This is a genomic window from Butyrivibrio sp. MC2013, from assembly GCF_000424585.1.
Lineage (GTDB): Bacteria > Bacillota > Clostridia > Lachnospirales > Lachnospiraceae > Butyrivibrio.
This window is the reverse complement of the sequence record NZ_AUKE01000001.1, coordinates 80,491-102,450: the sequence shown is the minus strand read 5'-3', so window position 1 is coordinate 102,450 and position 21,960 is coordinate 80,491. Positions and strand designations below refer to the sequence as shown.

General features: G+C 42.6%; 15 protein-coding genes. All 15 read left to right on the top strand.

Features of this window, described 5'->3' with window-relative positions; all coding sequences use genetic code 11:
• Positions 1 to 10 precede the first annotated feature (10 nt).
• Positions 11 to 1,318, top strand: a complete 1,308-nt coding sequence (locus G636_RS0100405; RefSeq protein ID WP_035778337.1) for an ABC transporter ATP-binding protein — start codon at positions 11 to 13, stop codon at positions 1,316 to 1,318.
• Between the two features lie 96 nt (positions 1,319 to 1,414).
• On the top strand, positions 1,415 to 3,547 hold the full coding sequence (locus G636_RS19830) for an SAM-dependent methyltransferase (protein WP_081668189.1): 2,133 nt from the start codon (positions 1,415 to 1,417) through the stop codon (positions 3,545 to 3,547).
• A gap of 10 nt (positions 3,548 to 3,557) precedes the next feature.
• A complete protein-coding gene (locus G636_RS0100395) occupies positions 3,558 to 5,753 on the top strand; it encodes a glycosyltransferase (protein WP_081668188.1) in 2,196 nt (731 codons plus the stop codon).
• A gap of 7 nt (positions 5,754 to 5,760) precedes the next feature.
• A complete protein-coding gene (locus tag G636_RS0100390; RefSeq protein ID WP_051226344.1) occupies positions 5,761 to 7,782 on the top strand; it encodes a glycosyltransferase family 2 protein in 2,022 nt (673 codons plus the stop codon).
• 466 nt (positions 7,783 to 8,248) lie between these two features.
• A complete protein-coding gene (locus G636_RS0100385) occupies positions 8,249 to 9,382 on the top strand; it encodes a radical SAM protein (protein ID WP_196802990.1) in 1,134 nt (377 codons plus the stop codon).
• A 13-nt stretch (positions 9,383 to 9,395) separates the two neighbouring features.
• The gene (locus G636_RS0100380; RefSeq protein ID WP_081668187.1) at positions 9,396 to 11,027 is read left to right on the top strand and encodes an ABC transporter ATP-binding protein; all 1,632 of its coding nucleotides are present in this window, start codon (positions 9,396 to 9,398) and stop codon (positions 11,025 to 11,027) included.
• Positions 11,028 to 11,029: 2 nt separating this feature from the next.
• A complete protein-coding gene (locus G636_RS19120) occupies positions 11,030 to 11,950 on the top strand; it encodes a helix-turn-helix domain-containing protein (RefSeq protein ID WP_026506394.1) in 921 nt (306 codons plus the stop codon).
• A 171-nt stretch (positions 11,951 to 12,121) separates the two neighbouring features.
• Positions 12,122 to 13,864, top strand: a complete 1,743-nt coding sequence (locus tag G636_RS0100370) for a phospho-sugar mutase (RefSeq protein WP_026506393.1) — start codon at positions 12,122 to 12,124, stop codon at positions 13,862 to 13,864.
• 973 nt (positions 13,865 to 14,837) lie between these two features.
• Positions 14,838 to 15,149, top strand: a complete 312-nt coding sequence (locus tag G636_RS0100360; RefSeq protein ID WP_026506391.1) for a PadR family transcriptional regulator — start codon at positions 14,838 to 14,840, stop codon at positions 15,147 to 15,149.
• Between the two features lie 28 nt (positions 15,150 to 15,177).
• On the top strand, positions 15,178 to 15,783 hold the full coding sequence (locus tag G636_RS0100355) for a hypothetical protein (protein ID WP_026506390.1): 606 nt from the start codon (positions 15,178 to 15,180) through the stop codon (positions 15,781 to 15,783).
• Positions 15,784 to 16,229: 446 nt separating this feature from the next.
• On the top strand, positions 16,230 to 17,528 hold the full coding sequence (locus tag G636_RS0100350) for a DUF3798 domain-containing protein (protein ID WP_026506389.1): 1,299 nt from the start codon (positions 16,230 to 16,232) through the stop codon (positions 17,526 to 17,528).
• Between the two features lie 69 nt (positions 17,529 to 17,597).
• A complete protein-coding gene (locus tag G636_RS0100345; protein WP_026506388.1) occupies positions 17,598 to 19,184 on the top strand; it encodes a sugar ABC transporter ATP-binding protein in 1,587 nt (528 codons plus the stop codon).
• Positions 19,185 to 19,253: 69 nt separating this feature from the next.
• On the top strand, positions 19,254 to 20,324 hold the full coding sequence (locus tag G636_RS0100340; protein WP_026506387.1) for an ABC transporter permease: 1,071 nt from the start codon (positions 19,254 to 19,256) through the stop codon (positions 20,322 to 20,324).
• Entirely contained in the window at positions 20,321 to 21,427 is a 1,107-nt protein-coding gene (locus G636_RS0100335) for an ABC transporter permease (RefSeq protein ID WP_026506386.1), read from the top strand. Before G636_RS0100340 ends, G636_RS0100335 begins: the two co-directional genes overlap by 4 nt.
• Positions 21,417 to 21,905: a DUF6672 family protein gene (locus G636_RS0100330; RefSeq protein WP_026506385.1), complete on the top strand. Its 489-nt coding sequence runs from the start codon at positions 21,417 to 21,419 to the stop codon at positions 21,903 to 21,905. The genes G636_RS0100335 and G636_RS0100330 overlap by 11 nt, the downstream gene beginning before the upstream one ends.
• Positions 21,906 to 21,960 lie beyond the last annotated feature (55 nt).

Genomic DNA, 21,960 nt, shown 5'->3' with positions numbered 1-21,960 from the left:
AGGAAACTATATGGCGATAGATAACAACGAGACCGTGATTGACGTACAGTCTGTATCCAAGATATACAAGCTTTACGATAGTAACGGCGATAGGCTAAAGGAAGCCCTGGGACTTAGCAGGCAAAAGAAATATCATGAAAAGGTGGCCTTAAACGGGATAGATCTGACTGTTCACAAAGGGGAAACCGTAGGTATCATCGGTACCAATGGTTCCGGTAAGTCTACCCTTTTAAAGATCATAACAGGAGTGCTCACTCCCTCCGGCGGCAGCGTGGAAGTAAAAGGACATATCTCTGCTCTTCTTGAGCTGGGCGCAGGCTTTAACATGGAGTACAACGGTATCGACAATATCTATCTCAACGGTATGATGATAGGCTTTACCGAAGAAGAGATCACAAACCGCATGGATGCAATTCTGGATTTTGCTGATATAGGTGAGTATGTTTACCAGCCTGTTAAGACCTATTCTTCAGGTATGTTTGTAAGGCTTGCCTTTGCACTGGCTATTAATATAGATCCTGAGATACTCATTGTAGATGAAGCGCTCTCAGTGGGAGACGTATTCTTCCAGGCCAAGTGCTATCACAAGTTTGAGGAGTTCAAGAAAAAGGGTAAGACCATTCTCTTCGTATCCCATGACCTGTCCAGTATCAGCAAATACTGTGACAGAGCAGTGCTCATCAACCAGGGTGTGAAGATAGGCGAAGGCTCGCCCAAGGAGATGATCGATATCTACAAGCAGGTGCTGGTAGGCCAGTACAAGCCTCTGGATAAGGAAGGGGACAACCTGCTGGAGGATGAAGAGATCAGAGCAAAGGCAGGAGCAGATGTTGAGGCTTCGGATGCCAAGGTCAAAAAGCCTGCTGAAGATGACCTTCTTGAATACGGCGAAGGTGGAGCCAGGATCACAGAGTATTATGTGACTGACGAAAACGGCCTTAGGACCACTTCCATTATCAAGGGCTCTGAATTCATCATCAACATGACCGTGGAATTTGACAAAGACATCTCTGCACCTATATTTGCTTTTACTATCAAAAATATACTGGGAATAGAGATCACCGGAACCAATACCATGTTTGAAAAAGCATTTTTGGAACCTGTAAAGGCCGGTGACAAAAAGAAGATCAGCTTCAGACAAAAAATGGATCTTCAGGGGGGCGAGTATCTCATATCCTTTGGTGTTACAGGCTTTGAGGCTGAAGTATTCAAGGCTTATCACAGGCTATATGATGCTCTTAATATCACAGTGATCTCAGACAAGAATACAGTAGGCTATTATGATATGAATTCTGCTGTCAGCGTTGCAGATGCATGAGCTTATGCAGATCATAAGCCTGATAAAGCAAGGAACCAGGATGTCGTATATGCGGCAGATATATTACTGATAATGAACATCAGATGAAGGTAAGCTATGGCAAAGACTGAGAGAATAGGTAAGGTCCTTCTGGATTATAGCCGCTACAGCGGTATGGACCTCTACAGCGACGGTGAAATAGAAGACGAGATATTAAATATAGTGAAGAATAATGACAGGAAGGATTATCCTGCCATTATAGAAGAGAAGGGCAGCTGGCCTGTGCTCTATCATCTCAGTGAGATGAGGAGCAATATCATAGAGTGGATACCCATGAAGGGTAATGAGAAGGTCCTGGAAGTGGGTGCTGGCTGCGGTGCCATTACAGGCAAGCTCTCTGAAAAGTCAGCTTCCGTGACCTGTATAGACCTCTCCAAGAAGCGCAGCACGATAAATGCCACTAGAAACAAGGACTGCGACAATATCACTATCCATGTAGGTAATTTCAGGGATATAGAACCTGATCTTCCTGCAGACTTTGATTATATATTCCTGATAGGAGTATTTGAATACGGTCAGGGCTATATCGGGGGAGATCATCCCTACGAGACTTTTCTGCAGCTGCTGAGGAAGCACTTAAAGAGAGGCGGCAGGATCGTCATTGCCATTGAGAACAGGACAGGACTTAAGTATTTTGCAGGCTGCAGAGAGGACCATCTTGGGACTTATTTCTCCGGTATAGAAGGCTACGGCGCAGACTCTGTTGCCAGGACCTTTACCAGAAACGGACTGATAAATATATTTAAGAGCTGCGGTATCAGGGATTATCATTTCTATTATCCTTATCCCGACTACAAGCTTATGACCATGCTCCATTCCGACTACTATCTGCCGGATCTGGGTGAGCTCTTTGATAATGTTCACAATTTTGATAACAACAGGATGAAGCTCTTTAATGAGAAATATGCCTTTGATTCTCTTGTTAAGGACGGAATGTATCCCGATTTTGCCAATTCCTTTGAAGTGATATTAGGACCTGAATTCCCCACTGTCTTTTGCAAGTATTCCAATGACAGGGCGGATGAATTTAAGATACGTACATCTATATCCCTGGACAGGATGGGCAAGAAGCTCATAGAAAAGCATGCTCTTTGCCCTGAAGCAGCTGAGCATATAGGCAGCATACAGGATGCATACCTGGCTCTCAAGGACAGATATCAGGGAGGCGGTCTTGAGATCAATGACTGCAAGATAGATCCTGCGACAGGTAATGCTGTATTTTCCTTTGTAAACGGAGAGCCCCTGTCAGCTCTTATGGACAGATGTCTGGAAAGAGATGATATGGACGGCTTTGACAAGCTCTTTAAGGAATACTTAAAGCGTATCTCCTACAATGAAGAAGCCTCAGTATCAGACTATGACCTGATATTCCCCAACATACTGGTAAATGGCACAGTATGGACTGTTATAGATTATGAATGGACCTATGGCAAGAAGATCCCGCCAAGGGAGATAGCTTTCAGAGCCCTCTACTGCTATATAGAAGAGGATGAGAAGAGAAAGAAGCTGGATCCCCGCCGCTATTACAACCTGCTGGGTCTCACCGATGCAGACGTGGAAGGACTATTGCAGGAAGAGGCAGGCTTTCAGAAATATGTGACAGGCGGCAGAAAGTCTCTGGTAGAGATATGGACTGCTATCGGCAGGAAAGTATCCGTACCTCAGGAGCTTCAAAGGAGAGGCGAGGAACACAAGCAGGAGCCTGACAAGATCCAGCTCTATTATGATCTGGGTGAGGGCTATTCTGAAGAAGAGTCTGAATATCTGGATGCTATCTACAATGAACAGGGCATAGCTGATATTGAGCTGGAGCTGGAGAGTGACGTGAGGAAGATCCGCCTGGATCCTACCATGCATCCCTGCATTGTGGCCGTGAAGAGGGTGCTCTGGAATGATGTGAGCATGATGGAGAATGACAGCCTGATGCAGATACATCCCAATGGTGCATGGCTCTCAGATGAAAGCATAGTATTTGATTCCGACGACCCCCAGATAGAGTTTGACCTGAGCGGGGAAGCTCTAAAGAAGAGAGCTATGAACAGGATGCATATCAGGATACTGATGACTCCCATCCCCCAGAAGCTGGGAAGAGACCTGGTATCCTATCAGTATGCAGAGCCTGAAGAAGACAGAGGCGACGGTTTTGGTAAATTAAAGCAGCTCCTAAAGAGCAGAAATCGTAAAAACTGATCAACACAATATGAGTGTGGAGAATGGAATGATCAAAGAGAAGATCAGAAGTCTCTTAATCACCAGGCAGCGCCGGATACATGAATTAAGGGTCCGGCGCCTGCTTTTTGATTATGAGGATTATATAGCTGAATATGAGAAAAATAACGGATATACACAGCTGCGCGAGGGTAAATTGCCTGTTATCACAGAAGACCTTATCGATGCTGATGCCCTGATAAGGGGCGATGGAGCAGGCGACAGGGTATATGCTATGATCAGCAAGCTGGATGATAAGAGTCCTGTAATCATAGCAGCCGTGGAAGGCAGGCTCCCAGACTGCGCTTCTGACGTATTCTCCGCTGCCTTTGAAGCAGATCAGGATATAGATCTCATATATGCTGATGAAGATACCATGACAGCAGATGGCAGCTATAGAAATCCATATTTTAAGCCGGACTGGTCCCCTGATTCATATCTGGATGCCTTCTATATCGGAAGTGTATACGCAGTAAGGGCCGGGCTCCTCAGGCGCCTTAGGGACAAGGCGGCAGCGCCTTTTACTATAAATACTTCGTCAGTTATGGACCGCCTTTTTGGAGAGCTTGCCTATTTATCAGGAGGCTTTGACAAGAGAGAAGGCATGAGCTTTCCTGTAGGTCATATTGAAGACGTACTATTTCATAGAAATGAAGGAGCTGACCTCTTTAAAGGAAGAAGCTTTGGCAGCGCCCTGCAGATAGGGGGCAATGGCTCCACAGATGACAATTCTGTGAGGATAAAAGATAATAGCTCATCTGATGTGGCTTCATTCCGAAGCCTCATATCCCTGGTGATCCCATCCAAGGACCATCCTGAGGTGTTAAAGGTATTGTTTGATTCCATAAGGAAATACCTTGGGGCAGGGGCCCGGAATAGCTCACTTACTGATGATCCATCACAGAGCAGTGTATCTGAGAACAGATCATCAGCTGATATCTCATTAGAGATCATAGTCGTTGATAATGGCAGTTCTCCGGATCATAAGGCTGCTTATGAGAAGCTAATTGATGAGATGAAGGCCTTTTGCCCGGCCGGATATTTCTACAGGCCCATGGACTTTAACTTTTCCCAAATGTGTAATATAGGTGCAGACAATAGCAGGGGGGATATCCTCTTTTTCCTCAATGATGATATTGAGCTTGTGGGCGGCGATTTCCTGCCCCTTATGACGGCTATCACCCTTAGAAAACGCTGCGGAGCGGTGGGCATCAAGCTCCTATATCCTGGAGGGGATATCATCCAGCATGCGGGTATCACAGGTATACATGCAGGCCCTATGCACAAGATGCAGAGGATGAGTGATTCTTCTGAGATATACTTTGGTGCCAACAGAGGCATCCATGACATGGCTGGTGTGACAGGCGCTGCCCTCATGGTGGAGAAGTCTGTCTTTGAGGAAGTAGGAGGCTTTTCTGAGGATCTGGCAGTAGCCTTTAATGATGTGGACCTATGCTACAGGATATTGGAAGCAGGCTATTATAATGTCTGCTGCAACTCATATCATCTCATCCATCATGAATCCCTGAGCAGGGGAGATGATAATGCAGATGCTGTCAAGACAGAGCGTCTGATGTCGGAAAATGATATCTTATGTGACAAGCACCCCGGGATCTATGAGAGAGACCCCTTCTATAACAGGCACCTTGACTCATCCAATGTAGTACCGGAATATGAATTCCAGGATCCCCTGCAGGAGACCATAGCTGAGATAATTCCTTCTGTGCCCCGGGATGCTGCCAGGGTCATGGAGAGAGCCAGAGTGGATGAATGCGCCTGGGTGAGAGTGGACTTTGCAGGCAGACTATGCAGATGGAACAGGCTCTTTGGCTTGAAGGACGGGCCCGGTGACGGATATTTTATCAAGGGCTACGGCTTTGTGCTGGGCTCTGACAATGCCATATATGACAGGAAACTTCTCCTTCGCAGGGTTGAGGATGATAGCAGTATGAAGCCTCTGGATGATAAGGTATTGATGCTTGATATCTATGACCAGGCAAGGCGAGACGTATTTAAGAATCTTGAAGGTCAAAAGGGTATGGAGCTGACAGGCTTTAGGATGAGGATAGGAGACAGGGCCCTTGAAAAGGGTACATACAGGATAGGCATGCTGTTTATGGACAAGACCAGCCGAAGCAGGATCTGCAACTGGTGGATCAGGTGCATCACTGTAGAGCCGGAGGAATAAAGAGATTATGGAAAGAGATTATAAGAGCGCATATGAGCATGAGAGGCTAAGAAACGCCGATCTGGCAGAAAAGGTGGCCGAGCTTGAGGATAAGAACAGAGAGCTGCAGGCCAAGGTAGACCATATCAAAGAGCATCCCCTGTGGAAGCTCTCTACTCCTGCAAGAAAATCCATGCATTGGGTGATCAGGCAAAGAGACAGGATCAGAAATCAGGGTTCATTAAGAGGAGTCCTGGCCAAGGTCCGTTACAAGATGAGGGAGAGAAAGGCATACAGCTATTACGGGACTTCTTCATTCCCCAGTGAGGAGACTATTAAGGCCCAGAGAGAGACTGTATTTGATAAGCCGGTGAAGATCAGTATCCTTACACCCCTTTATAACACTCCTGAGAAATTCCTGAGGGATATGATAGAGTCAGTCATGAACCAGACCTATGAGAACTGGCAGCTCTGCCTGGCAGACGGCTCTGATGATGAGCATTCCTATGTGGGAGAAGTGTGCAGGGAGTATGCAGATAAGGATGCCGCGCTTAGAAACGGCAGATCCAGGATCACTTATCAGAAGCTGACAGTTAATGACGGCATCTCAGGCAATACCAACGAATGCCTGAAGCTGGCAACAGGAGAATATATAGGCCTCCTGGATCATGATGATATCCTTCATCCCGAAGCCTTATACACCTATGTAAAGGCTATAAATGAAGAGGGTGCGGATTATATCTACTGCGATGAGACAACCTTTGTGGGCGGCAATATCGACAAGATGGCCACCATGCATTTCAAGCCTGATTACGGCGTAGATACATTAAGGGCCAATAATTATATCTGCCATTTCTCTGTATTCAAGAGAACTCTCCTTGAAGGTACAGAGCTCTTTAGAAAAGAGTTTGACGGAAGCCAGGACCATGATATGATCCTGCGTCTGACAGATGCTGCAGGAAAGATAGTCCACGTACCAAGGATACTCTACTACTGGAGAAGCCATGCAGGGTCAGTGGCGTCAGGCATCGAAGCCAAGACCTATGCCATCGAAGCCGCCAGAGGAGCAGTGGCGGATCATCTAAGGAGGCATGGCTACAAGAACTTTAAGATCACTTCTACCAGAGCCTTTGAGACCATATTCAAGATCAGCTATGAGATAGAAGGTACTCCAAAGATCAGCATAGTCATCCCCAACAGGGAGCATGCAGATGACTTGAAGCGCTGCATCAGGTCTATATATGAGAAGTCCACCTGGGACAATTATGAGATCATCGTAGTGGAGAATGGCTCAAAGGGCAAGGAAATACTTGACTACTATGATGAACTTAAAACGGCTCCCTGGAGCGATTTTGTAAAGGTTGTAGATTACAAGGAAGGCGGCGCCTTTAATTATTCCAGGATCGTGAACTATGGTGTAAGCCATGCAAGCGGAGAATATATCATCCTCTTAAATAATGATGTGGAAGTGATCAGTGTCAACTGGATGGAAGAGCTGCTCATGTACGCACAGAGATCTGATGTGGGCGCTGTGGGAGCCAAGCTTTACTTCCCTGACAGGAAGATACAGCATGCTGGTGTAGTGCTGGGGCTGGGTGCTCACAGGACTGCAGGCCATTCCCATTATGGCCAGGAAGGAATGAATCTGGGCTATATGGGACGTCTCTGCTATGCCCAGAATGTCAGTGCAGTGACCGGTGCCTGCCTTATGGTATCCAGACAGGACTATGACAGCGTAGGCGGACTTGACGAGAGCTTTGAAGTATCACTCAACGATGTGGACTTTTGCTTAAAGCTCAGGGAAAAAGGTCTTCTCAACGTCTTTACCCCTTTTGCAGAGCTGACCCATTATGAGTCAGCATCCAGGGGTCTGGACCTTCAGGGGGAGAATGCTGCAAGGTATGATCGTGAATCTGAGAAGTTCAGGACTAAGTGGAAGAAAGTCCTTGAAAAGGGTGATCCCTATTACAATCCCAACTTTTCTCTGGACCGCAGCGACTTCTCCATTAACATAGAAGGTCATGGATCGGCTGTTCTGGGTGATCACTGATAAACGGTTATTTTTGGATAGAGATATCCACCAGATAAAGCAGGACATAATCACAGATACAATACTAGAATAATATCTTCATCCACTTCGCCAGTACACGTTTGCATATTAAAAGAAAGTGCATTCGGTATTGGCGAGTTTCTTTAATTATCAAAAAATGTCATAATCATCTAACCTTCTTTCCTTATTCAAGCAGTTCCTTATCCATGCAGACATTATCAACGGATTGTTTAAGTATCATCAACGTTGCATTGCTTTAATGAATAGTTTATTGGGTCTATTGTTAGTTTGAAAGGAGGATGCAGCAATCTTTAAGATAGCAGCGTCCTTTTTTCTTGGAGAGAAAGACATGTATTGTGTATGTAATTCTGTGTATTCGTTTCATTATTGGGACGAGAGTATTTTAATTTATGAATCATTATACAAATACGTAGAAGTATCAGGATTGTATGCTTGTATATTGGAATTGGTCTCTAATAAAAAACTAACTATCGATGTCCTTTACCTGGAGGTTTGTAAGTCCTTTGGCGTAGATAGTCAAGATTCCGATATAAGAAAAGCATTTGATAAAGTAATGAATAATCTTGAGAGAAAGCAATATGTTATTTTATCTGAAGTTTACTCTGCAATAACTCTTAGTGGTGAAAAAGGATTTCGGTATCCATTTTCTATTCTTATGGAAGTGACAGATAAGTGTAATTTAAAATGCAAGCATTGCTATAGAGATGCTAAATATGAAGAGTTTAAAGAAATGTCGTGGGATGATTTTACTCAAATTGTTGCTGTCTTTAAGAACAAGACTCCTAATCTAATTATGTCAGGTGGTGAGCTTACTACTCATAGCAGAATATCTCAAATACTTCAAGTGGCAAATGATTCTTTCAATGTGTTCTTATTGAGTAATGGTCTAATGATATCAAGAATTCCGGAGGAGGAGTTAAAAAAAGTCAATTATATACAGATTTCAATGTATGGATATGATGAGAAAAGCTATTATTTGTTTACAGGAGCAAGGGATTGCTTTCAGAAAATAGAAAAGTGTATTCATATGGTGAATCGTCTAAAAATAGATCATGTTGTTGTTATTATTGTAACTAAAGAAAACTTCAAAAACATCAGACGTATTATAGAGTGTCTTGTATCGTTAAATGTCAGAAGAGTAGCATTTGGATTAAGTATACCATTAGGGAGAGCAAAAGAATCTGATAAACACCTGGAATTATCACAAAATGAAAAAGAAATGGTTGTTCAGGAGATAAAAGGGCTTGATTATGAGTACAAAGGCAAGATAGATTTTTTGCCATATACGGGATTGGCATTTAAAGGGAATGAATTAAATGCTATTGATGAAAGGTTGATCTTTAAATGCTCTGCCGGGAAAACAAATGTTGTGATAGATCCAAATGCCTTTGTAAGACCTTGTCATATGATTCCACGTGATGCTTTTGTTACATATTCTGTGAATGAGTATATCAGAGATATAAAAAAACATAGAATTAAGGATTATTCAAATGAAATATTGAAGTATGAACAGTCGTTGATGCTGGAGAATCGTTCCGTTAGAGATATGAAATGCGCCGGTTTTTGCAATTTGCAGTGATTATTGCTGGAGAATGATAATGTATAAATATATATTGAAGAATAGTAAATTCACATTGTTTATAATAATGGCTATTATATCAGCTATACTTGGAACTGGCTTCTCCTTTATAATGAGCCATTTGATAGATTTGGCAGGTGAAGGAACAAGCAGTAAATTGATTATGTTTGTATTCTTTGCGATTTCATATGTTGTTTTTACTGTATTGTGTGAATATATATATACTTATACTAAATATTATTTACTTATGGGTGTTCGTATCAATGTCAAAAATGACTTGTTTGAGGCTGTTATAGGAAAGGATATAGCTGATTTTGAAAGAAAAGGACGTGCTTTCTATCTAAGCCAAATGACTACTAAGACTGATATGTTGTCAGAACAATACATTAAAAACATTCTTAGTCTTCCTTATTTGGTGTGCTCATTTACTTCAGCAATTATTGCTTGCATAATACTTAACTGGGTTATGTTGGTGATTATGTTGGTGTTGGGATTATTGACTGTGCACTTTACAAATATTTTTGGGAAAAGGATAGAGGATAAGTCAGAAAAACTTCTGGGGTTAACTTCCGGTTATACCCAAAGGATAAAGGATTATCTTGATGGTTTTATAATAGTAAAATCATTTAATGCAGAAAGGCAATTCAATAAGGAGTTTGAGAATATAAACAGTAGCTTGGAAAAGGCAAGAATAGATAGCTCCAAGGCTATGATGCATATGAGTTATTCGGGAGAATTAGTGGGATTACTGTCGACCGTATTAGTTACAGGCATCGCGGCTTTTTTTGCTTTGAATGGATTGATTTCTGTTGGATCTATTCTTGCTTTTTCTCAACTAATGGGGAAAATATCTTCTCCAATCTCATCTGCTGTAGATATTAAGGCAGGTTTGAAGGCTTCAGTTCCAATTGTCAGAGAACTGGAAGAAACCTTATCATCTGTAGTTAAAACGACTAATGATTTGGATGAGCTTGATACTGATATATCATTCAAGGATGTATCATTTACTTATGAAAAAAATGATGTAGCTGTATTGAATAGTTGTTCTTTCGAAATAAAGGGTAACAAAAAAATCCTTATAACCGGAGATAGTGGAGCAGGAAAAACGACAATCATGAAACTTTTGCTTAAATATTATGACTACTATCTTGGTAGTATAAAGGTTGGTAATAGGAACCTGAAAGAATTAACAACGAAAAGTATATTTCATAAAATAGGATATCTTAGCCAGGATCCGTTTGTGTTTGAGGATACGATTAGAAATAATATATCAATGTATGATGAATCAATTCCCATAGACCAAATCAATGTTTCATTGATCAGATCCGGATTGCGAAAGCTTGTCGATTCACTTCCCAATGGGCTGGATACAATGGTGACGGAACTGGGCTCAAATCTTTCAGGAGGTGAAAAGCAACGAATATGCTTGGCAAGGTTATTCCTTTTTGATAAAGATATTATTATCCTGGATGAGTTTGAAAATGGACTCGATAACGAAACAAAGATTTTTATAGAATCCAGTATTTTGGAACTGGAAGATAAGATGATAATATGTATCAGCCATGATCAAAGTGAACAGCATAAGCAAAAATATGATATTATATATACCATGAGAGATGGCAAATTGTTTCTTGAGGGCGTTTGACCATGAATAATGGTATAGGGAAAAAGATTGGCATCTTAAGGAAACAAAAAAACATAACACAAAGCCAATTGGCACAGTATTTATTCGTCACACCTCAGACAGTGTCTAAGTGGGAAGCCGGGAACGGTATTCCTGATATAGCTTTGTTGCCCAAAATTGCTCTGTTCTTTGACGTCTCGTTGGACTATCTTTTTGATATTGCCGATGATCAGCGTATTCGCGATATCATTTTGAAGTATTCTGTTTTACGCGACGAGTATTCCTATGACATGGCGTCTTCAATGATAGAGAGTGTTATATCTGATGACAGTATCAGCGAAGCTGATAAAGCTGAGTATTATGCTCTCAAAAGCCATCTGCTTCTTCAAAAATCCCGAGATTGTATTTCGAAATCAATAGAAGCTGCAAATAAAGCACTGGCTATCGAAGGAGCAGAGGCAAGTGCTTCTTTTACCATGCAATTATATTTACTGAGACTAATGAATGGCGAATATAAAGCAGTTAGGGATGAAGTAAAGAAGGATTATAAGGATAGTTCGAATAACTCATCTTTGTATGTTTATCTTGAAGTATTGACTATTCTTGAAGAATATGAACAGATAATTAAGATCGTTGAGGAAAAAAAAGTTATAAAGGAAGCCAGTTGCAGAGATGATACATTTTACAAGATATGTATTCAGTATCTTCGTGCTTTAGTGTTTTTAAATGTTAGTGATAAGGCAGAGCAACTCTACTTAGAGCTCTCAAAAATAATAGTGGGAAAAGACTTGTTGGATATGATGTTTTTGATGGCAAAGCTTTACTCTGATAATAACAATTCCAAGCTTGAGTTGATTAAAGAAGCTGCTATTGATCTTCTTGAAAAGCAGGATTATAACAGCTATATCAAAAATGAGCTGCTGAACAGAATAAATGCTTTCTAGTAGCATTATCTCAGGTATAATTAATAATTAAGAATATATAGCTTTATATTTTTAAAGTATTCATATTATAGCTATACGTGTATAATATAATGGCATCACGAAATCCACAGTTAAATGTGGTTTTCTGAAATACATTTATAATTCATAGCTTATTTAACCAGGAGGAATACTATGGGAAATGCTGAAAAAGAGCTGGAATATTGGTTGAATGACTCATATTTCGATGACAAAACCAAGGAAGAACTTCTTGCTATCAGAAATGATAAGGACGAAGTTCAGGATCGTTTTTATCAGGAACTGGAGTTTGGTACAGGCGGACTTAGAGGAGTTATCGGCGCAGGTACTAACAGAATGAATAAATACACAGTTCGTAAGGCTACTCAGGGTCTTGCAAATTATATCCTTAAGACTGCAGGAGAAGAGGGCAAAAAGAAGGGTGTTGCCATCTCTTATGACTGCCGTCGTTTCTCGCCTGAGTTTGCAGATGAGACAGCAAGATGTCTTGCAGCCAATGGCATCAAGGCTTATGTATTTGATGAGCTCAGACCCACACCCGAGCTGTCTTTTGCAGTAAGGAAGCTGGGATGTATCGCAGGTGTAATGGTCACAGCCAGCCACAATCCTCCGGAATATAACGGATATAAGGCTTATTGGGAGGATGGCGCTCAGGTGACTCCTCCTCATGATACAGGTATCATAGGAGAGGTCAAGGCTATCACAGATTATCATGAAGTAAAGACCATGTCTGAAGATGAAGCTAGGGCAGCAGGCCTCTATATCACCATCGGCAGCGAGATAGATGATGACTACATGGTAGAGCTGAAGAAGCAGATCCTCCATCCTGAAGCTATAAAGGAGATGGCAGATAAGCTCACTATCGTATATACGCCTTTCCACGGAACAGGTAATAAGCCTGTACAGCGTATCCTTAAGGAGCTGGGCTTTAACAATGTATATGTAGTACCGGAGCAGGAGCTTCCTGATCCTGATTTTACCACACTGGATTATCCAAATCCTGAGGATCCCAAGGCATTTAAACTGGCTCTGGAGCTGGCAAAGGAAAAGGATGCTGATATCGTCCTTGCTACAGATCCTGATGCTGACCGTCTGGGTATATATGCCAAGGATACAGCTACAGGTGAGTACAAGCAGTTCACAGGTAACATGTCAGGTATGCTGATCGGTGAATACATCCTGAGAGAGAGACAGGCTCTGGGCCTGATGCCTGAGCGTCCTGCCTTTGTTACTACTATCGTTACTACCAATATGGCAAGGCGCATTGCAGAGAGCTATGGCCTTCACTATATCGAAGTACTCACAGGCTTCAAGTATATCGGCGAGCAGATCAAGCTCTTTGAAGAGCATAATGATGAATACAATTATGTATTTGGTCTGGAAGAGAGCTATGGCTGTCTGGCAGGAACTCATGCAAGAGACAAGGATGCTATCGTTGCAGTTATGATGCTCTGCGAGCTGGCAGCATTCTACAAGGCTCAGGGCAAGACCGCATGGGATGCCATGATCGATATCTATGAGAAATATGGCTATTACAAGGAAGGCCAGTATTCCATCACCATGAAGGGTATGGAAGGCGCCAAGGAGATAGCTGCACTTATGGACAGACTTCGCAGCAATCCCCCCAGGAAGATTGGCAAGTGGACTGTAGAGGAGTTTAGAGATTACAAGAAGGATGAGCTGGTGAATTATGTTAATGACACCAAGACATCTACAGGACTTCCTTCCTCCAATGTTCTCTATTTTGCACTGGATGATGATTCCTGGTGCTGCGCAAGACCTTCAGGAACAGAGCCCAAGATCAAGTTCTACATGGGCGTAAAGGGCAAGAGCCTGGAAGATGCCAAGGAGCTTGAAGATGAGCTCACAGTAGCTGTTAAGGAACTGATTGGACAGTAATAAAATCTAATACAAACGCCCCGGATCAAATTGATCCGGGGCGCATATATTTTGGTTAAAATGGAATTACAATGATTGCTTAACTTTTATAAATGTGTTATTATACTACTGTGCATAATACAGTAGTATTCTTTCTACTTGTAATAGATTCTATATGTGGCAATATCTCGATAGGGAGAAATGCATATGAAAAATCATGATTTACACGATGCACTTCTATGTCATAAATTAAGGCAACTACATATCTGGCTTTCTTTTTTTTACACTAGATCAGAAAGGTTGGAAATATCGTCAGATTATAAGGAATCACTATACGAGCATAGTATAGTCTACGAAAAACCAAAGGACTTTGTTTGGCAGACGGCATCCGAAGACGGCAGAAATAAAGCCAGTATAATTTTGGGTAAGATTGTATCAGGTAGCGAATCAGTATTTCTGGTTTTAACGTTCTGTTCTGTTGTCTTCTTTCAATATCTCACGGATTTGAATACTCATTATGGTTTGTTCGCAATTTTGTTTTCTGTTCTGAATAGCTTATACTTAGTACACATTTGCAGACAAAACAGATTATCAGTAGATTCTTTTGTTTCTGATTATATCAAGTTGCATCATGTAGCTTGTTTTCTTATTGCATTGTCCATGCTACATGATATAACGGTTGTTTGCTTTGCTTTGTTTGTTCGAGAAATAGATTTATGGACTCTATATGATGAACTACTAAGAATAGATTTTGGATTGATTCCTGTTATAGGTCTGCTATTCATAGTATATTTCAAAGATTCCTATAATGAGATGCTATTCGATAATCTGTTTATTATTATTTATCAAAAAGCATTATCTACAGCAAATCTTCATGGAATATCTTCAACTAAAAGTGTTCAGGAATGGATATTTCTATTTGTTTCTATTCAGCTAGCTCTCTATATAATACAATTTGCAACAATTATAACAATTATTCGTATAGGTAATAATCATGGATGCCCAGATAAAAAAAGGAATTTTGGAAATCATAATATTAAAAGAACTTGAAACACATGATCTATATGGATACGAGATAGTCAAGAAAATAAGTCAAATACTACCTGACACGTTGGAAAGCACTATATACGCTGTTCTTAGACGACTTAAAAACGATGGGCTGGCTCAAATATATTATGGAGATGAGTCTGATGGTCCAACTCGTAAATATTATACACTTACGAAAGATGGTATTGAGAAACTCAGATTACAAATGGTTTCAATAAAAGAAACATTTGAAATACTAAGATCGTTGGAAATTATATAAATAACTAAACTAAAAAGGGGGATAAACCATGAAAAAAGCAGTTATTTCCGTATTGACCTTAACGGTAGTAATAGCTCTCTTTGTTAATATATCCATAGTTTCAATCGCTTCAACCCCAAATATAGGAGCCAATGCTGACTCGACTAATTTTGAACTATTACAAATTGATCCTTTGTCACCCGACTATAAATTCATAACTCAATATAAATCATTTGAGAATGGGCGTATAACAATAAAAAAGATATATCGGGATGCCTCAGGTAGTTACATTACAGATATCTCAGATATCCCTGTTGGCTCTATGAGTAAAAATGGTTCTGATTCTGTAACTCGAAAAAGAATAATTCAAGGTTATGCAACTGTCACATTAAAAGCATCCTTTCAATGGAAAACAGAAGGAATGTTTTCATATGTAAAATGTAAATCTATGTCAGCATCCTATAAACTTGAATCTGGTATCTCTTCATCACAGAATAAGTGGATAACAGATAAAACAACTGATTATGTTAGTATAGGAAGTGCTTATGCGAAAGTATCATATCATTTTTATAAAACAAAAAATTGGGCTAGCTATAAAGCTGGTACTTTCAAAATAACATGTACAGATACAGGAAGTATATCAGATAACGGTTAATTTAAATACATGCCCCCCAGATAAATAATTGATCTGAGGGGCATGTATTTGGCTTAAATAGTACAAAGATCAACATCGATATTACATAATAGTACTACATCAATTGTTATTTCCACTGTGAGCAAATACCATTTGTAGTGCCATGAACGAGAAAAAACTTATGCTGCATCGCCAAGAAAACTCTAACTACGACAGGGCATGTACTTGGCGCCTATTCAGTTAATCATAAGAATTTATTCATTTTGACCAAATGGTAAAAAATCATAGGAGCATGAATCGTTAATCGCCATTTGGCTTGTGACGTATATGTCATAAAAATTGAATAAAAAGAGGTCAGCATATTTATGCATGTAGTAAAATTAATCTTCTTGTCTAAAATTAATCTGTCCTATATACTTTTAAAGGGTAACACTTTAACACTTAAAAGGTTTAAAAGGAGGAAGAACATGAAAAAGGAGCTGGTTAGTGTTCTGGCAGCTGCAGTAATGGTATCATCCATGATCGCAGGATGCGCAGACAAGTCAGCTGCAACCATCGAGACTGTGGAAGAGACCGCAGAAGATGTTGCAGAAGAGACAGAAGAAGCTGATGAAGCGCAGGAAGAGGCTGCTGAGGAGACAGTAGAGGCAGCAGGCGATTACCACATTGGTATCGTAACCGGTTCAGTATCTCAGTCTGAGGATGACAGACGTGGTGCTGAGGCATTCCAGGCACAGTATGGTGAGGACAGGGTTATCCTTGCTACATATCCTGATAACTTCACAGAAGAGCTTGAAACCACTATTCAGACAATCGTTAACCTGTCTGATGATCCGGATATGAAGGCTATTGTTGTAAACCAGGCTATCCCCGGAACAACAGAAGCTTTCCGTCAGATCAAGGAGAGAAGACCTGACATCATCTGTATCGCAGGTGAGTCTCACGAAGACCTTCCCGAGATCGGAAGCGCAGCTGATCTTGTATGTAACAACGACTTCGTAGCAAGAGGATATCTGATCATCCGTACTGCTCACGAGCTTGGCTGCGACACATTCGTACACATTTCATTCCCTCGTCATCTTTCATACGAGACCATGAGCCGCCGTGTTGCTATCATGAAGGCAGCTTGTGAGGAGTTTGGTATGGAATTCGTTATGGAATCCGCTCCCGATCCTACCACAGACGTAGGTGTTCCCGGTGCTCAGGCTTATATCGCAGAGCATGTTCCGGAATGGGTTGAGAAATATGGCCAGAATTCTGCATACTTTTGTACCAATGATGCTCACACAGAGCCCCTTCTGAGAGGACTGTTAGAGAACGGTGGTTACTTCATCGAAGCTGACCTTCCTTCACCTCTTATGGGATATCCCGGAGCTCTGGGCCTTGACCTGACTGAGGAAGCAGGCGACTTTGCCAAGATCCTTGCCAAGGTTGAGAGTGCTATCGTAGAGAAAGGCGGCGCAGGCAGATTCGGTACATGGGCATACTCTTATGGCTACACAGTATCCGCAGGACTTGCACAGCACGCTATGAACGTTATCGATGGCAAGAGCGATCTGACAGATATCGATGACATCTCTGCTGCATACGAAGTATTCTCTCCCGGTGCAGAGTGGAATGGTTCCAACTACACCAATGCAGATACAGGCGTTAAGGCTGACAATACCTTCCTGATCTATCAGGATACATACATCATGGGAGATCCCGGCAAGTACATGGGTTCAACACAGGTAGAAGTTCCTGAAAAGTATTTCACAACCAAGTAATCTGATTTTTACTACAGCCGTGGGGAGACGTAGCTCTCCCCACATTTTTGAGAAAGGTTTTACAAAAAAATGGAAAAAGCACCACTTCTTGAGATGAAGAACATTAAAAAGGACTTTTTTGGCAATCAGGTCCTTAGTGATATCAATTTGACTCTCCATGAGGGCGAAGTGGTCGGACTTGTTGGAGAAAACGGCGCAGGCAAGTCCACACTGATGAAGATTCTGTTTGGGGCAGATGTGATCAGGGAAACAGGTGGTTACGGGGGAGATATTCTGATCAACTCAAAGAAAGTTGATTTTCAGTCCCCTTTTGATGCAATAGCAGCGGGAATAGGAATGGTCCATCAGGAGTTCTCGCTTATTCCCGGTTTTTCGGCAACTGAGAACATCCTTCTGAACAGAGAGGATAAGAGGACAAGCGTCTTGTCCAAGATAGTCAGTGACAGAATGGATATTCTGGACCGCAATAAAATGGACGATAACGCCCAGGAAGCTATTCAGAAGATGGGCGTCAATATAGACCGTAACATGAAGATCAATAATATGCCCGTAGGACACAGGCAGTTTACAGAGATCGCCAGAGAGCTGTCCAAAGAGCAGCTAAAGCTCCTGATCCTGGATGAGCCTACCGCAGTACTGACTGAGAAGGAAGCAGAAGCCCTTCTCGAGTCTATAAGAGGTATGTCAAAGCGCGGCATAGCAGTTATTTTTATCACTCACAGATTAAATGAGATCCTGGCTGTATGCGACAAGGTAGTCACCATGAGAGACGGATACGTGGTGAATGAAAGTCCGGCAAAGGATACCTCTGTCAAAGAGATCACCCAGTGGATGGTGGGCAGAAGCGTATCTGCAGCAGCTGCTCCAAAGGAGCAGGATGATAGGGTGCGCAGCGACAAGACCATCCTGTCTGTCAGGAAGCTCTGGGTAGACATGCCCGGTGAAACAGTCAGAAATGTAGACCTTGATGTCAAGGAAGGCGAGATACTGGGTATCGGCGGTCTGGCAGGCCAGGGTAAGCTTGGTATTCCCAATGGCATCATGGGTCTTTATCAGGCCGGCGGAGAAGTGGAATTTGGCGGCGAGAGCATAGCACTTAATAATCCCAGGAAGTGTCTGGACGAGGGCTTTGCTTTTGTATCTGAGGACAGAAGAGGCGTGGGCCTGCTCCTTGATGAGTCACTGGAATGGAATGTTTCCTTCCCTGCAATGCAGATTCAGAATAAATATCTGAAGACTTACCTTGGAGGCCTGATCAAATGGCGTGATGATGCAACCATCAAGGAAGTGACAGACAGATATATCGATGAGCTTAAGATCAAATGCAGAGATTCCAAGCAAAAGGCCAAGGAACTCTCCGGTGGTAACCAGCAGAAGGTATGCCTGGCCAAGGCATTTGCCTTAGAGCCCAAGCTCCTCTTTGTAAGCGAGCCCACCAGAGGTATCGATGTGGGAGCCAAGGCACTGGTATTGGAAGCCCTTAAGAAGTTCAATCGTGAAAAGAAAGTCACCATAGTTATGGTATCTTCCGAGCTGGAAGAGCTGAGACAGACCTGCGACAGGATCGCTATTGTATCCGGCGGTAAAGTGGCAGGTATCCTTCCCGCAGCTGAGAGCAGCGAGAAGTTTGGTGAACTGATGTTGAAGAACTGCTGATGCTGCTATGAGGCATAGGAAATATCTTATGTCTGACAGGCGGCGGCAGGTTTAAAGGAGTAAGAATCTATGAGTGAACAGACTCAGTCAATAACAATTAAAGAGCGTGTTCAGAACTTTATAGAGGATTTTGGGCTTCCCAGGCTTATCATTACAGGCTTTTTGATCCTCCTTCTGATCATCGCTCCTTTTGTCGGAGCTGACCTTCCGACGCAGATTTCTAATATTATTAACCGTTTCAGCTGGAACGGCATTCTGGTCCTGGCAATGGTGCCCATGGTACATTCCGGATGCGGACTGAATTTTGGTCTGCCTCTTGGTATCATCTCAGGACTTTTGGGAGCTACACTTTCCATAGAGCTGGGCTTTACAGGTCCTTTCTCTTTTGTAATGGCAGCGCTGCTTGCTACACCTTTTGCGCTGGTATTTGGAAGTGTATACGGATGGCTCCTCAACAAGATCAAGGGCGGAGAGATGATGATCGCTACCTATGTAGGCTTCTCATCTGTATCCCTTATGTGTATGATGTGGCTCCTTCTTCCTTATCACAGCCCCAATATGGTATGGGGTATGGCAGGTAAGGGACTTCGTACCACCATTTCACTGGAGGGATATTATACACAGGCTCTTGCCAATATCCTTCAGATCAACATCGGCAATCTGTCTATCCCAACAGGTGCTATCCTCTTTTTTGCTATCCTGGCTTTTGCTATGTGGGCATTTCTTCATACCAAGACAGGTACAGCAATGACAGCGGTAGGCTCCAATCCGGACTTTGCAAGATCTGCCGGTATCAACGTAGACAGGATCCGCCTGATCTCTGTAGTGATGTCTACATGGCTGGCAGCCATCGGCATCCTGGTTTATGAGCAGGGCTTTGGATTCGTACAGCTCTATATGGCGCCCTTCTATATGGCGCTGCCTGCAGTTTCCGCGATCCTCATCGGCGGAGCTACAGTTAATAAGGCTACTATCACCAATGTAATAGTGGGAACCATACTCTTTCAGGGTATCGTGACCATGACTCCTACGGTAATGAACAACATGATCCACCTGGATATGAGTGAGGTTATCAGGATAGTGGTATCCAATGGTATGATCCTCTATGCACTTACAAGAAAAACGGAGGGAACAAAATGAAGAAAACATCTATCAGAGATCTCGTTACGAGATTCTCAGTTCCCCTTATGTTTGTGCTGATATGTGCTGTGTGTGCACCTATTTCAGGTCTTTCCCCCACATATCTTATCAATGAGATCGTGACCAGGATGGGCAGAAATGCATTCCTGATCCTGAGCCTTCTCATTCCTATCATGGCAGGTATGGGTCTGAACTTCTCCATGACTCTGGGTGCCATGGCAGGTGAGATTGGTCTGATACTGGTCTGCGACTGGCAGATAGTGGGTATCCCCGGTATGATCCTGGCTATGATAATCTCTGTACCGATCTCAGCTCTGCTGGGTCTGTTCTGCGGCAAGGTGCTGAATATGGCCAAGGGCAGGGAGATGATCACCAGTTATATCATCAGCTTCTTTATCAACGGTATCTACCAGCTGGTAGTGCTCTATATGATGGGACCCATCATCCCTATCAAGCACGGTTCCATTAAGCTTCCCAGGGGTTATGGTATCAGAAATACAGTATCCCTTCTGTCCATGCGTCAGAAGCTGGATAACCTGATCCCTCTTAATATTGCAGGCATCAAGATTCCTGTGGCTACCTTTATCGTGGTATTTATCCTCTGCATCGTTATTGTGAGATTCAGAAAGACCAAGCTTGGTCAGGATATGAGAGCAGTAGGCCAGGATATGGAAGTAGCAAGGGATGCAGGTATCGACGTAGAGCGAACCAGGATCATCTCTATGATCCTCTCAACAGTATTTGCAGGTATCGGTATGATCATCTACCTGCAGAATATGGGTAACATTGCTACCTACAGTTCACATTCACAGATTGGTATGTTCTGTATCGCAGCCCTTCTGGTAGGCGGAGCTTCTGTAGACAAGGCTTCCATAGGCAATGTGTTCCTTGGTATCATACTCTTCCATACCATGTTCATCGTGGCTCCCAAGGCAGGAACCGTTATCACAGGCGACTCCATGATAGGAGAGTACTTCCGTGTGTTTGTATCCTATGCAGTTATCACCGTTGCCCTTATCATGTATGAGACAGGTAAGAGAAGGGCCAAGAGCAGGGAAGGACAGATGCTGGCACAGCAGCAGGAGGTAAGCGATGAAGATTAAGAAGAGAGATAAGGCTACATGGATAGTCAGAGGCGTGACACTCCTTATTGTGATCGCTATAGCGGTTTTGATGTTCATCATAGGAAGAGGCCATACCATTTATTTTGACAACAAGCCCTTTGAAAGCGCAGGCGATAAGATTGAAGCTCCCTACAAGGTAGAGGTACTGGTAGGCGGAGAAAAGGTCGCAAGGCTCAAGGAAGGCGAACGCGGAATGGTAGAGACCATGGGACAGTCCTTTGATATGCAGCTGGTGATCACAAAGGAAAAGAACGGCAAGTCCAGCAAGGTGAAGGTATCACTTCCCATTCCCTACAACATGGACGGCGTGGTAATAAACCTTCCTGCAATGCTTGCAGGTAAGGGCCCCGAGGACTATATGACAGAATTTGTTCCTACGCCTTCTTCTGCAGAGCTTGAAGATGAGGAAGTAGTAACGGATGAGACAGAAGGCCTCATGGACTTTGGTGATGAATGATCTGATAAATAAATAGAGACATCATTTCCTTAATATGGAGCTACTGGCGGATGAT

What these genes read in the sequence shown, in the direction of transcription:
- G636_RS0100345 (WP_026506388.1), top strand. Translation starts at nt 17,598, where the DNA reads ATGGAAAAAGCACCACTTCTTGAGATGAAGAACATTAAAAAGGACTTT.
- G636_RS0100355 (WP_026506390.1), top strand. Translation starts at nt 15,178, where the DNA reads ATGAAAAAAGCAGTTATTTCCGTATTGACCTTAACGGTAGTAATAGCT.
- G636_RS0100360 (WP_026506391.1), top strand. Translation starts at nt 14,838, where the DNA reads ATGGATGCCCAGATAAAAAAAGGAATTTTGGAAATCATAATATTAAAA.
- G636_RS0100340 (WP_026506387.1), top strand. Translation starts at nt 19,254, where the DNA reads ATGAGTGAACAGACTCAGTCAATAACAATTAAAGAGCGTGTTCAGAAC.
- G636_RS0100405 (WP_035778337.1), top strand. Translation starts at nt 11, where the DNA reads ATGGCGATAGATAACAACGAGACCGTGATTGACGTACAGTCTGTATCC.
- G636_RS19830 (WP_081668189.1), top strand. Translation starts at nt 1,415, where the DNA reads ATGGCAAAGACTGAGAGAATAGGTAAGGTCCTTCTGGATTATAGCCGC.
- G636_RS0100390 (WP_051226344.1), top strand. Translation starts at nt 5,761, where the DNA reads ATGGAAAGAGATTATAAGAGCGCATATGAGCATGAGAGGCTAAGAAAC.
- G636_RS0100350 (WP_026506389.1), top strand. Translation starts at nt 16,230, where the DNA reads ATGAAAAAGGAGCTGGTTAGTGTTCTGGCAGCTGCAGTAATGGTATCA.
- G636_RS0100395 (WP_081668188.1), top strand. Translation starts at nt 3,558, where the DNA reads ATGAGTGTGGAGAATGGAATGATCAAAGAGAAGATCAGAAGTCTCTTA.
- G636_RS0100335 (WP_026506386.1), top strand. Translation starts at nt 20,321, where the DNA reads ATGAAGAAAACATCTATCAGAGATCTCGTTACGAGATTCTCAGTTCCC.
- G636_RS19120 (WP_026506394.1), top strand. Translation starts at nt 11,030, where the DNA reads ATGAATAATGGTATAGGGAAAAAGATTGGCATCTTAAGGAAACAAAAA.
- G636_RS0100370 (WP_026506393.1), top strand. Translation starts at nt 12,122, where the DNA reads ATGGGAAATGCTGAAAAAGAGCTGGAATATTGGTTGAATGACTCATAT.
- G636_RS0100330 (WP_026506385.1), top strand. Translation starts at nt 21,417, where the DNA reads ATGAAGATTAAGAAGAGAGATAAGGCTACATGGATAGTCAGAGGCGTG.
- G636_RS0100380 (WP_081668187.1), top strand. Translation starts at nt 9,396, where the DNA reads ATGATAATGTATAAATATATATTGAAGAATAGTAAATTCACATTGTTT.